This window comes from Streptomyces sp. NRRL S-1813, assembly GCF_000719605.1.
GTDB classification, from domain to species: Bacteria; Actinomycetota; Actinomycetes; order Streptomycetales; family Streptomycetaceae; genus Streptomyces; species Streptomyces decoyicus.
Window position 1 is genome coordinate 1 of the sequence record NZ_JOHB01000034.1, and the last position, 12,397, is coordinate 12,397.

The window sequence follows — 12,397 nt, forward strand, 5'->3', positions numbered from 1 at the left end:
CGGCGCGGCCGCCCACCGACTGGCGGCCGCCGGCTCCGGTACGGGACTGGCGACCCTCTGCATCGGCGTGGGGCAGGGGGTCGCCGGGGGGGTGGGGGCGGAGCCATGGTGGCCGTCTCCAGGCGGTGGGTGGGGTGGCGGGCGGTGGGTTGCAGTGCGGTGGGGTGGCGGGCGGGCCGACGGGGCGGGGGAACGGGCGGAGGGGGTGAGGCCCGCGCGCTCCGGGGGGGCGGGCACAGGCACAGGCGCGTCCATATCCGCGTCCGTGGGCGAGGACGAGCACGAGGGCTTGGGCGAGGGCGTTACCTCTCCAGCACCACGGCGAGCCCCTGCCCCACGCCGATGCAGAGGGTCGCCAGTCCCGTACCGGAGCCGGCGGCCGCCAGTCGGTGGGCGGCCGCGCCGGTGATCCGGGCCCCGGAGGCGCCGAGCGGATGCCCGAGGGCGATGGCGCCGCCGTGCGGGTTGACCAGGGCGGGGTCGAGATCGGGCCATCCGGCCAGGCAGCCAAGCGCCTGGGCGGCGAACGCCTCGTTCAACTCGACGGTGTGCAGCGCCTCGAAGCCGCGTCCGGCCTTCTTCAGGGCCCGCCCGGCCGCCTCGACCGGACCGAGCCCGAAGTGCTGCGGTGTGATGCCCGTAACGGCACTGCTGCGGATCCGGGCGAGCGGTTCGCCCCCGGAGGCGCGCAGCTCCTGTTCGTCCATCAGGAGCAGTGCGGCCGCCCCGTCGTTCAGCGGGGAGGAGTTGCCGGCGGTGACGGTGCCTCCCCCGGCCTTCGGTCCGGGCGTCCCGCACCTCGCGTCGCCCGTCTCGCGGAAGGCAGGCCGCAGTTTTCCGAGCGCCTGGAGCGAGGTGTCCTCGCGGATGCCTTCGTCGCGGACCGCGGCCGTGCCCTCGGCATCGTCCCCGTACGGCACGACCTCCGCGTCGAACGCACCGTCCTTCCAGGCCCGCGCCGCCTTCTCATGGCCGGCCGGCGCGTAAGTGTCCTGCTGTTCACGGGTGATGCCGTAGCGGTCCGCGATCAGTTCCGCGCCCTCGCCGAGGGCGACGGCCCTGGCGGCCTGGATGACCGCCTCCATTCCCGAGCCGCAGAGACGGTTGACCGTGACGCCGGGCACGGTCACCGGCAGCCCGGCGAGCAGCACCGCCATCCGTGCCACATCGCGGTTCTCCTCACCCGCGCCATTGGCGTTGCCGAGGTATACGTCGTCGATCCTGGCCGGATCCGGTCCCGGCGCGCGGTCCACGACGGCCTTGACGACATGCGCGGCGAGGTCGTCGGGGCGGACCGCGGACAGCATGCCGCCGTATGTGCCGATGGGGGTGCGGAAGGCGTCGACGACATAGACGTCCCGCGGGCGGTCGATGAGCATCAGGCGTCCTTCCGGGAACGGCGGGCGGCGGCCGCGGGCACAGCGGGTGTGTCGTGCGCGGTCGCAGCTGGGGTGCGGGGCGCGGACACAGCGGATGCGTCATGGGCGGGCGCAGCGGCCGTGTCATGCACGGGCACCACAGGAGTGTGGTGCGCGGGCGCCCCGGGGCGGGTGTGTGTGGCCGCCTTCAAGGCGCGCAGGGCGGCGAGTTCGGCGGCGGTGGGCGGGGCGGTGACGCCGACCCGGTCGGCTTCCTTGAGGTCCCAGCCGGTCGCCTCCCGCACCTGATCGGATGTCACTCCCGGGTGCAGATCCGTGAGGACGAGTTCCGCGGTGAGCGGGTCGGGGCGCAGCACACCGAGGTCGGTGATGACCGCGGTCGGTCCGGCGCCGGGCAGTCCGAGCGCCGCCCGGTCCCGGGGGCCGCTGCCGTGGCCGAGGGTGGTCACAAAGTCCAGCGCGCCGACGAAGTTACGGCGGCTGTGCCGCAGGACCATCAGCACCTGCCCGCAGTTGGCGGCGATTTCGGGGGCACCACCCGCACCGGGCAACCGCCCCTCGGGCTTTCCGGGGCCGCGCCGGACGACGGTGGTGTTGATATTGGCGAACCGGTCGACCTGCGCGGCGCCGAGAAAGCCGACATCGATCCGGCCGCCCTGCAACCAGTAGTTGAACATCTCGGGCACGGACACCACCGAGTCCGCGGTGTCGGCCAGCTCACCGTCCCCGATGGACAGCGGCAGCCGGGTCGGCTTGGAGCCGATGGTGCCGGACTCGTAGACCAGCACCAGATCCGGATTGACCGTACGGCGGGCGAGGTTGGCGGCCGTACTGGGCAGCCCGATGCCGACGAAGCAGGTCCGCGCACCGGCCAGGGCACGGGCCGCGTTGACCTCCATCAGCTCGTCGGGGGTGCACTCGGGGGCAGACTCCGGGGCCGTCCCGGGGGCGGGCTCCGGGGTGGCTTCAGGGTCGGCCTCAGGGGAGTGCGCCGCCGACGACGGAGCCGCGGCCACCACGACAGCAGTGGCTCCGGTCACCGACACCGCCGTCGCCACCCCGGCCGGGTCCACCACCTCTCCCTTCTCCTCTCCTTCCGCCCCCTCCCCCTGCTCCCCGGGCCTCTCCGCCTCCCCGGGCTTCCCTGACTCCCCCAGCTCGCCGGGCTCCCCGGGCTCCAGGCGCGCACACTCCCCGAGCCATCGCCCGAACGCCGCCCGGTCCCGCGAAATGGCGTCCCATTCCCGGTAGAAGGCGTTGTCCCGGACCGAATAGCCGGCCGCGTAGGACGGATGGGCGCCGCCGGGGACGAGCGCGACCGCGTCGACGACCCATGTGGGCAGGACGACGACGCCGGGACGGGGCTCCAGGGTGTCGACGACTTCCTCGACGGTGACCAGCACGCGCCGGGCGGCCAGCGCCGCCTCCTTCTGGATCCCCGTCAGGCCCCACAGCTGGACATTGCCCGCCTTGTCGGCCTGCTGTGCATGGATGACCGTGACGTCCGGGTTGAGGGCGGCGACGGCGGCCAGCTCCTCGCCGGTGAACGGGCAGACGACGGTGGAGACCGTGGGCGTACGGGCCGGGATGTCGCTGCCGCGGTAGCCGCGGAGCACGGCGAACGGGAGCCGTGCCGCGCCCGCGGCGTAGCGGTTGGCCATCCCGGCGTGGCTGTGCTCGTCGATCTCCAGCGGGGCGGGCCAGCCGTTCTCGACCGCGTCCCGGAAGCGGTGCAGCGATCCGACGCCCGGATTGCCGCCCCAGGAGAAGACCAGCTTGGCGGCCACGCCCGCGCCGATCAGCTGGTCGTAGACCACGTCCGGGGTCATCCGGGCGAGCGTGAGGCCCTTGATGCCCTGACGGATGATCTCGTGCGCCGCGGCGAACGGGATGAGGTGGGTGAACCCCTCTAGCGCCACGGTGTCTCCGTCATGGATCAGCTCCGCGACGGCATCGTGCAGGGAACGGATGTCGGCCATGTCCTCGCCCTCGGGTCATGCCGGGGCATGGCCTCAACGACCGCCCCATCTCCACTTGTTCGCACAGTGAACTTAAGTTCATAATTGAGCCGCCTTGAGTTTGGACCCCGCCCCCGGCCCTGTCAACGGTCCGCCCGGGTACGGTTCCGACCAGATCGCCGCACCATGGAGAGGCCATGACCCAGCCCGCCGCCACCGCCCCGTCCGCACCGCCGGCGCCGCCGCCGGAAGCGGTGGGGCCGCTGATGCGCAGCCTGTCCGTGCTGCGGGAGCTGGCGGCCGACGGCGGCCGGCAGCCGGTCGGCGACCTGGTGCGCCGTACCGGTCTCGCCCGCTCCACCGTCGACCGGGTGCTGAGCACGCTCGCGCGCCTGGGCTACGTACGGACCGAGGGCCGGGACGCGGTGCTCGCGCCGCGGCTGCTGGAGCTCGGCAACGCCTACCTCGCCGCCTCCGAACTCCCCGACCGGCTCGGTCCGCTCGCCGACCGGCTGGCCGACGAGCTGGACGAGTCGGTCTCCCTCGCGGTGCCGGACGGCGACGGGGTGCGCTTCGTCCACCAGGCGACCCGCCGCCGCGCCATGTCGCTCGCCTTCCGCATCGGCGACCTGCTGCCCGCCGAGCGGGGCGCGCCGGGCGCGCTGTTCGCGGATCGCTGGGACGCGGCGGACTGGCAGCGCTGGCGCTCACGCCGCGCGGCCGACCCGACGGACGCGGGCTTCCCGGCGGTGCCGCCGCGGCGCGCCGAGGACGGGGCGGACGACGACGCCGGGCCGGGCCCGGACGCAGGCTCGCCCGCCGGTTTCGAGGCCCGGGTGGCCGCCGCGCGCGACACCGGCTGGTCCCTGGACGACCAGCTCATCGAACCGGGCCTGGTCGCGGTGGCCGTGCCGGTCCGCGACACCGCCGGCCGCCCGGTCTGCGCACTCAGCGTCGTCAGCCACACCAGCCGGCTGAGCGCTGCCGAACTGCCCGACGCGGTACTCCCCCGCCTCCGCGAGACGGTCTGTGCAATGGAGTACGCCCTGAGCCTCCCCCGGGACGCGGCGTCCGCCCCCGACACGGCGCCCGGCCCGTCCCACCCCGCCCATGCCACCTGGATGCGCGCGTCCAAGCAGGAACTGGGCCCCGAATTCGTCGAATCGATGGCCCGCGGGCTGATCACCCTCACCGCATTCGGCGCCGGCCGCGCCGAACTCCCGCTCACCGCCGTCGCGGAGGCCACCGGCCTGGCCCGCGCGACCGCCCGCCGCGCCCTGATCACGCTGGAACACCTGGGCTACCTCGCCACCGACGGCAAGCTCTTCCGCCCGACCCCGAAGGTGCTGGAGCTGGGCTTCGCCCATCTCTCGGGCCTCACCCTGCCCGCCATCGCCCAGCCGCACCTTGTCGCTCTGGTCGAGCGGGTGCACGACTCCGCCTCGATGGCGGTCCTCTCCGGCGACGACATCCAGTACGTCGCCCGGGTCCCCACCGTGCGCATCATGAGCGTCAACATCACCCTGGGCACCCGCTTTCCCGCGTACCCGACCTCCATGGGCCGCGTCCTCCTTGCCGACCTCCCCCCGGCCGAACTCTCGGCGCGACTGGCCCTCACCGACCTCGCACCCCTCACCCGCCACACCGTGACCGATCCCGGACAGCTCCTCGCCCTCCTGGAAGAGGTCCGCTCCCACGACTTCGCCCTGGTCGACGAGGAACTGGAAGAGGGCCTGCGCTCCCTCGCCGTCCCCGTACGCGACCGCACCGGCCGCGTCGTCTGCGCCGTCAACGTCTCCACCCACGCGGGCCGTTGCACCGCGGACGAGGCCCGCGAGGCCCTTCTCCCGGCCCTGCGCAGCGCCGCCGCCGCCATCGAGGCGGACCTGTGGGTGGCGGGGAGGCATGCGCGCACTCCGGTGCTGTGACGGGTGCCCGGCCGCGTCCCGACACCTCTTGCGCAAACGGCCGCGCACGGCGCGCGTGTGTGAGGAGTTATGCATTCCGCATTCCGGGGCCCACCGGGTGGATACTTTTTTATGGCGACTGCTCCGCGTACCAAATGATGCCGTGTTAGCCTGCGGGCGCGGTCAGTTCGGGGGACGACCGCACGGGGGGTGCTTTCGCTTTCGCGTCGGCGTCGGCTGTGCGCATGCATTTTCTCCCGGGCTCCGGCCGCGTCCCCTCACTGGGACACATACCGGTTACCGGAAGGCATAGACAGCACGCATGAACAAGCTCGGCATTTCCTTGGCCGGCGCCGCACTCAGCGGCGTCGTCGCCCTCTCGTCGGCCACCCCGGCGCTCGCCGGTCCCGCAGACGCGGACCGCACGGCTCCCAAGGCATCGACCGTCTCGGCGAACCCGCAGGCGACGGCGGCCGTCAGCAGGGCGCAGAAGCTCAAGCGACTCAACCAGCTGACCGAAAAGTACGGCATGCCGCTTTGGGAGAACACTCGCGTCAAGTGGCAGGACGGGCACGACAAGTACCGCTTCGACTGGTCGACCGACGGCTGCTCGGGCGTCACCGACAACCCCGGCGGATTCCATTTCTGGGAGTCCTGCGCCCGGCATGATTTCGGTTACCGCAATTACAAGAAGATGCATGAATTCAGCCGCGCGCACAAGAAGCGGGTGGACGATTCCTTTCACTACGACATGCAGAATGTCTGCAAGCGCCAGTGGGGCCCGTACAGCCAGGCCCAGCGCAAGGGGTGCCTGAAGGTCGCGAAGAAGTACTACGACGCGGTCCGGGCCCTCGGCCACCTGTGAGGTGACGGCCGCCCTGCGGGCCGGCCCCGCTGAGTTCCTGGCGGGGTGAACTGCACTTCCCGATACCGGCCCCCTCCGCCCCGATGCCGGAACCCAGCCCGCACACACTCCACGGGCTGGGCGTTCCGGCATCGGGGCAACTGGGCATCGGGGCAACTGGGCAACTGGGCAACTGGGCAACTGGGCAACTGGGCAACTGGGCAACTGGGCAACGGTGACGGGCGAAGAGGGCCCCGCGAACTACTCGGCGCCGAGCGGCGCGGATGAGGGGGACGCCGGGGCCGCCGCCGGCCGGCCGATGCGCCGGGCGAGCGGCACCAGGCCGATGGCGAGCGAGCCCAGCAGACCGGCCAACGCAAAGGCGGTGAAGCCGAGTTGGCCGTTTCCCCGTGGCGGCGAGAGTGCCGCCCAGCCAGGGGCCGGCCACCGCGCCGGTACGGCCGATGCCGGTGACCCAGCCGATGCCGGTGGCCCGTTCGGCGGCCGGATAGACGCGGTGGGCCGCCGCGTAGACCATCACCTGTGCGCCGAAGAGCCAGACACCGGTGACGGCCACGACCACGTAGGCGAGGCCGAGCGGCAGATGCACTCCGAGGAGCAACGCGCCGGCGGCGGTGAGCAGGAACCAGAGGGCGCAGACCTTGACCGGGCCGTAGCGGTCGGCGGTGCGGCCCGCGATCAGCAGGCCGGTGGCGAGGGCGGCCCGGCCGGGCGGTGCGAACTCCATCACAGGGAGAGGCAGAGGGGCATCAGACCGCCGAGGCCCAGGCCCGCCAGGAAGCGGCCGGCGCCGAACGGGGCGGGCGCGCCGGACAGCGCGCAGACCGCCGACCCGGCGGAGAACAGCAGCACGCCGGCGACCAGGACCGGGCGGCGGCCCAGCCAGTCGGTGAGGGTGCCGGTGCCGAGTGCGCCGATCAGCATGCCGAAGGTGGTCCAGCTGCCGATCGTGCCGGCCCCGCCGGGGGTGAGGCCGAGGCCGGGGTCGTCGAGCATGTGCGGCATGACGGCGCCGTAGATGGTGACGTCCATACCGTCGAAGAAGACGGCGAGCCAGCACAGTGCCAGGACGGGCGCGACGGAGCGGAAGGTGTGACGGCCGGGACGCGCGGGGCGGGCCGGGGGTGTTCCGGCGGACGGGTCGGTGGCGGGCGGCGGAGGGCCGCTGGGAGACATGGGGACCTCGGATTCACGAGGCACGAGGCGCGACGCATGCAGGACGAAGGGCGACGCGCGAAGTGACGATCGGAGGGCGGAAGTTCGCGTGGTGAACTTCCGTTCGCGAAGTGGTCGGCATGGATCATCTGCCTGAGTCCCAGGGCTGTCAATGCCTTGCGCACGTCTTCATGGCCGGATGCGCGCGCCGCACAGCGGACCGCAGCCAGGCCGGCGGCGGGCCGGGGTACGTCCGCTCAGTCGTCGCGCGTACCGCCGTCGCCGCGGCCCTCCCCGTGGCGGCCACCGCCACGGCCCCCGTCGCCGTCACCACCGCCCTCACCGCCACGCTCACCGCCGTCCGCCCCGGCCCCCTCCGCCCCGTCGGCACCCGCCCCCTCGGCACCCGCTTCGCCCACACCCGCTCCCTCAGCGCCCGCCTTCGCCGCCGCCTTCTCCGCCGTCCGCCGTGCGGCCTCCTCGCGGGCCGCGGCCGTGGCGACCGACGGCCACACCCGGTCGAGTGAGGCGTTCGTCGCGGCCCCGACCAGCACCGCGAAGGCGGACACACCGATCCACAGGAGTACGGCGACCGGCGCGGCCAACGAGCCGTAGATGGTGGGCCCCTCGACCGTCGAGGTGAGATAGAGCCTCAGCAGGAAGCTGCCGAGCACCCACATGCCGAGCGCGACCACCGCACCGGGAATGTCCTCCGGCCAGGGCGAACGGACCGGAACGGACGCGTGGTAGAGCGTGGTCAGAAAGGCGACCGACAGGAGCAGGACCACCGGCCAGTACAGCGCCCGGATGATGTGCTCGCTGGCCGGCAGCCAGCTCACGACGGTGTCGGGACCGGCCACCATCAGCGGCAGGGCGACGGCACCGACGACGAGCGCGGCGAGGTACAGCGCGAACGCCAGCAGCCGGGTCCTGATGATGCCGCGCCGGCCGTCGAGCCCGTACATGATGGTGATGGTGTCGACAAAGACGTTCATCGCCCGGGACCCGGACCACAGGGCGATGGCGAAGCCGAGCGAGATGACGTCCGGGCGGCGGCCGGTGAAGACATCGGTGAGCAGCGGCCGGGCGATCTCGTTCACGCCCTTGGCGGACAGTACGGTGCCGGCGGCGCCGAGGATGTGCCGGCGGACGCTGTCGATGGTGTCGTGCCCGATCCATGCGTTCGTATAGCCGAGCACGCCCAGGAGCCCGAGGATCAGCGGCGGCAGCGACAGCAGGCTCCAGAAGGCGGCCTCGGCGGCCAGGCCGGTGACGCGGTACTTCATGCAGGAGTTGACGGTGTCCTTGAGCAGGAGCCAGGCCAGCCGACGCTTGGAAACGTTGCGGTAGAGGGCGCGGGCCTTGGTCAGACGGCCCGCGGGCCGCTCGGTTGGTTCGTTTGCCTGCTGCACCTCCTTACCGTATCTGGCATGGCAGCCACCACTCACACGGTCACGAACCAGCCTCCGCCGCTGGTCGGATACGACGTCTTCGCCGGCGACGCGGCCCTGGCGGAGGGCGTCGGCCGGCATGTCGCCGACGTCCGGCTCGACGAGGTACGCGAAGAACTGAGCACGCTGGGGAAGGCGGCCGGCTCCGCGCACGCCCGGCGCTGGGGCGAGCAGGCCAACGCGAACCCACCGGTCCTGCGCACCCATGACCGCTACGGCCACCGCATCGACGAGGTGGAGTTCCACCCGGCCTGGCACCGGCTGCTCGGCCATGCGGTCACGGCCGGGCTGACCGGCGCCTGGGGCCGGCCGGACGGCCATGTCCGCCGCACCGCCGGCTTCCTCGTGTGGACGCAGGCCGAGGCGGGGCACGGCTGCCCGCTGTCGATGACCCATGCGGCGGTGCCCACACTGCGGGCCGAGCCCGAGCTGGCGGCCGAGTGGGAGCCGTTGCTGACCTCGCAGGTGTACGAGCACGAGCTGCGCCCGGTCGCCGAGAAGGGCGGCGCGCTGGCCGGGATGGCCCTGACGGAGAAGCAGGGCGGCAGCGACCTGCGGGCCATCACGACCCGCGCCGAACCGCTGGCCGCACCCGGCGAATACGTACTGACCGGTCACAAGTGGTTCTGTTCGGCGCCGATGTCGGACGCCTTCCTGGTGCTGGCCCGGGCGCCGGGAGGGCTCACGTGCTTTCTGCTGCCGCGGGTGCTGCCGGACGGGAGCCGCAACTCCTTCCGTATCCAGCGGCTCAAGGACAAGCTCGGCAACCGCTCGAACGCCTCCGCGGAGGTCGAGTTCGACGGCGAGAGCTGGGCGCGCCGGGTCGGCGAGGAGGGGCGCGGGGTGGAGACGATCATCGAGATGGTCGCGGCGACCCGGCTGGACTGTGTCAGCGCGTCGGCGGCGGTGATGCGGCAGGCGGTGGCGCAGGCGCTGCACCACACCGCGCACCGGGAGGCCTTCGGCGACCGGCTGATCGACAAGCCGCTGATGCGCAATGTGCTGGCCGATCTGGCGCTGGAGTCGGAGGCGGCGACCACCCTCGCGCTGCGCCTGGCGGCGGCGTACGACGCCGACACCGAGCAGGACCGGCACTTTCTGCGGCTGGCGGTGCCGGCGGCGAAGTACTGGGTGACCAAGCGCTGCACGCCGATGGTGACCGAGGCGCTGGAGTGTCTGGGCGGCAACGGTTACGTGGAGGAGTCGGGGCTGCCGCGGCTGCTGCGCGAGGCCCCGCTCAACTCGATCTGGGAGGGTTCCGGCAATGTCCAGGCGCTGGACGTGCTGCGGGCCCTGCGGCGCGAACCCGAGGCGCTGAACGCGTTCCTGACCGAGATCGGGGCGGCGCGGGGCGCGGATCACCGGCTGGACCGGGCGATCACCGGGATGCTCACCGAGCTCGCCGATCTGGAGGGCATCGAGGCGCGGGCCCGGCGGCTGGTGGAGCGGATGGCGCTGGTGCTCCAGGGTTCGCTGCTGGTGCGCCACGCCCCATCCGAGGTCGCGGACGCATTCTGCGCCGGCCGCCTCGGCGGCGACGCGGGCGCGGCGTTCGGGACGCTGCCGCACACGCTGGATCTTGCGGCCGTGGTGGCGCGGGCGCGGCCGGTGGCCGAGGGCTGAGCGCGGTACCGGCCCGACGCGGCGGCGGCTCCCCGTCGCCTCCGGGCCCTCGCCTCGCAGGACGACGGGGACAGGGGGTCGCCGCCGCCGCGTCGGTCAGGGAGCGGTGCCGCGCCGACACGGCACCGCTCCCGGTTCAGGGTGTCCCGGGCGCTGCCGCACGGCCGTCGGCCGGCCGCGGCTGACATGCGGTCAGGACGTCGGCCGCGGGCCGCCGGGGGACCCCGTGGTGGACGGCGGGACGGACGGCAGGTGCGCGACGCACCCCTTCGTCCACCGCGCTCACCACGACGCGCAGGGAGCGGCCACCATGGTGAGCCCCCTCCCGGCCGTGCCGACATCGCGCCTGGCGGCCGACGGAATCCCGGCGACAACCGGCGGTTCCCCGACGGGTGACCGGCGAACCCCCGGTGGCGAGACGCCATCGGCCGCTCCGGCCAGCCTTCCGGGAACGCGCCATGAGCGACAACGGTTGCAGTGCGTTGCAGTGCCCGGAGACCAACCGGGACAATGGCGCTTCGAGAGCGGACCGTTGAGCGCACGAGGGGCACGAAGGGCACGACCCCGAGGGACGAGGAACAGGGCACTACGGAGAGCAGCGTGAGCGACAGAGCGATCGACAGTGCCATCTGGTCGGCCCGGGACAACCGCGCCACCGCGCACCGCCTCGCCACGGTCCACGAGGCGGTGCTCGCGGGCGAGGTGGCGCCCGGCGGTACACCCCGCGCGGTGATCGGTGAATCCTGGCGCCGGGTGCTGATCTCGGGCGTCGACCCGGACCGGGACCGGCCCCAAATCCTGCTGCCCGTGGCGGAGTTGGAGCGCCGTCGGCAGATGTCGCAGCTGGCGGCGGTGCTGCCGGTGCTCAACGAGGGGCTGCTGTCCTCCGCCGACGCCGCACAGCAGATCATGGTCGTCACCGACGCCGAGGGCCGGGTGCTGTGGCGGGAGGGCAGCGCGCCGGTGCGGCGGATGGCCGACCGGCTCGGCTTCGACAAGGGGGCCTGCTGGACGGAGGACGTCGTCGGCACCAACGCCATCGGCACCGCGCTGGTGGCCCGCCGGCCGGTGCTGGTGCACTCCGCGGAGCATTTCGTCCGCAGCCACCAGCAGTGGACGTGTGCCGCGGCGCCGCTCCACGACCCGCGCGACGGGCGCCTGTTGGGCATCGTGGACATCAGTGGTCCGGCGCCCTCCTTCCACCCCACGACGCTCTCGCTGGTGTCCGCGGTCGCCCGGCTCGCCGAGGGTGAGCTGCGCAGCCGCCATCATCTGTCCCTGGAACGGCTGCGGTCGAGCGCGGCGCCGGTGCTGGCGCGGATCGGCGGGCAGGCGCTGGCCGTGGACCCGAGCGGCTGGGTCGTGGGGGTGACGGGACTGACGCCGCAGGACCGGGTGGCGCTGCCCAAGTCGCCCGAGGCCGGGCCGCTGTGGCTGCCGCGGTACGGCATGTGCACCCTGGAGCCGTTGCCCGGCGGCTGGCTGGTCCGTGTCGGGCGGCAGGAGCAGGACGCCGGGCCGAGCCGGGTGGTGCTGGACGTCAGCGGGCGGGACGGCTCGACGGTCACCGTCAGCGGACCGGCCGGCAGCTGGTCGCACGAGCTGACCCCGCGCCATGCCGAGCTGCTGTTCGTCCTCGCCGCGCATCCGCAGGGACGCAGCGCCGCCGAACTCGCCCGGGACCTCTTCGGCGACGACAGCCGTACGGTCACGGTGCGGGCCGAACTGTCCCGGTTGCGCCGCCATCTCGCGAGTGTCCTGGCGCACCGGCCGTACCGCTTCGCGGACGGGGTGGAGGTGGAGCTCCGGCTGCCGCAGCGGCCGGCTCAGCTGCTGCCGCAGTCATCGGCGCCCGCGGTGGCGGCGGCGCGGCGGGGGTGACGGTCCGGGGGGGCGGTCCGGGGAGCGGGGTCCAGGGGCCGGGGGTCCGGGGCCCGGGGGGCCCGGCGGCGAAAATCGGATGCGGACGCGCGTTCCCCCTCATAGGGTGACGGCACTCTGACATCAGCTCTCCAGAAGGACGTCGCAGAACGGGAGCAGCCCGCGCGCAGCGAACGCG

General features: G+C 73.4%; 7 protein-coding genes and 3 pseudogenes. 4 read left to right on the top strand and 6 right to left on the bottom strand.

The window, feature by feature from the left end; translation table 11 throughout:
- Positions 1-302 precede the first annotated feature (302 nt).
- From IF67_RS0132165 to IF67_RS0132170, 3 genes and pseudogenes are all read right to left on the bottom strand, one after another.
- Positions 303-1,379 (bottom strand): thiolase family protein, encoded by a 1,077-nt coding sequence (locus tag IF67_RS0132165; protein WP_030991692.1) that lies wholly within the window; start codon positions 1,377-1,379, stop codon positions 303-305.
- A 161-nt stretch (positions 1,380-1,540) separates the two neighbouring features.
- Positions 1,541-2,278 (bottom strand): annotated as a pseudogene (locus tag IF67_RS42270) (CoA-transferase subunit beta); the annotation flags it as partial.
- Between the two features lie 282 nt (positions 2,279-2,560).
- Positions 2,561-3,358 (bottom strand): annotated as a pseudogene (locus tag IF67_RS0132170) (CoA transferase subunit A); the annotation flags it as partial.
- A 176-nt stretch (positions 3,359-3,534) separates the two neighbouring features.
- On the opposite strand from IF67_RS0132170, the gene IF67_RS0132175 reads away from it, so the two are divergent.
- Together IF67_RS0132175 and IF67_RS45330 are read left to right on the top strand one after the other, a co-directional pair.
- Positions 3,535-5,265, top strand: coding sequence for an IclR family transcriptional regulator domain-containing protein (locus IF67_RS0132175; protein WP_030991695.1), 1,731 nt, complete (start codon positions 3,535-3,537; stop codon positions 5,263-5,265).
- A gap of 301 nt (positions 5,266-5,566) precedes the next feature.
- On the top strand, positions 5,567-6,109 hold the full coding sequence (locus IF67_RS45330) for a phospholipase (protein WP_030991697.1): 543 nt from the start codon (positions 5,567-5,569) through the stop codon (positions 6,107-6,109).
- Positions 6,110-6,554: 445 nt separating this feature from the next.
- On the opposite strand, the pseudogene IF67_RS46060 reads toward IF67_RS45330, so the two are convergent.
- The 3 genes and pseudogenes from IF67_RS46060 to IF67_RS0132195 all read right to left on the bottom strand — a co-directional run.
- Positions 6,555-6,836: pseudogene (locus IF67_RS46060) on the bottom strand (hypothetical protein); the annotation flags it as partial.
- Positions 6,836-7,285 (bottom strand): MFS transporter, encoded by a 450-nt coding sequence (locus tag IF67_RS45335; RefSeq protein WP_030991698.1) that lies wholly within the window; start codon positions 7,283-7,285, stop codon positions 6,836-6,838. The pseudogene IF67_RS46060 and the gene IF67_RS45335, both read right to left, overlap by 1 nt.
- Before the next feature lie 236 nt (positions 7,286-7,521).
- On the bottom strand, positions 7,522-8,676 hold the full coding sequence (locus IF67_RS0132195; RefSeq protein WP_030991700.1) for a YihY/virulence factor BrkB family protein: 1,155 nt from the start codon (positions 8,674-8,676) through the stop codon (positions 7,522-7,524).
- Between the two features lie 18 nt (positions 8,677-8,694).
- On the opposite strand from IF67_RS0132195, the gene IF67_RS0132200 reads away from it, so the two are divergent.
- Both IF67_RS0132200 and IF67_RS0132205 read left to right on the top strand, forming a co-directional pair.
- Positions 8,695-10,338 (top strand): acyl-CoA dehydrogenase family protein, encoded by a 1,644-nt coding sequence (locus IF67_RS0132200; RefSeq protein ID WP_030991702.1) that lies wholly within the window; start codon positions 8,695-8,697, stop codon positions 10,336-10,338.
- A gap of 600 nt (positions 10,339-10,938) precedes the next feature.
- Positions 10,939-12,219, top strand: a complete 1,281-nt coding sequence (locus tag IF67_RS0132205) for a GAF domain-containing protein (RefSeq protein WP_030991704.1) — start codon at positions 10,939-10,941, stop codon at positions 12,217-12,219.
- The last annotated feature ends 178 nt before the right edge of the window (positions 12,220-12,397 follow it).

Excerpts from the sequence above, each read along its gene's own strand:
- IF67_RS0132165 (WP_030991692.1), bottom strand. The coding sequence starts at position 1,379 with ATGCTCATCGACCGCCCGCGGGACGTCTATGTCGTCGACGCCTTCCGC.
- IF67_RS0132175 (WP_030991695.1), top strand. The coding sequence starts at position 3,535 with ATGACCCAGCCCGCCGCCACCGCCCCGTCCGCACCGCCGGCGCCGCCG.
- IF67_RS45330 (WP_030991697.1), top strand. The coding sequence starts at position 5,567 with ATGAACAAGCTCGGCATTTCCTTGGCCGGCGCCGCACTCAGCGGCGTC.
- IF67_RS45335 (WP_030991698.1), bottom strand. The coding sequence starts at position 7,285 with ATGTCTCCCAGCGGCCCTCCGCCGCCCGCCACCGACCCGTCCGCCGGA.
- IF67_RS0132200 (WP_030991702.1), top strand. The coding sequence starts at position 8,695 with ATGGCAGCCACCACTCACACGGTCACGAACCAGCCTCCGCCGCTGGTC.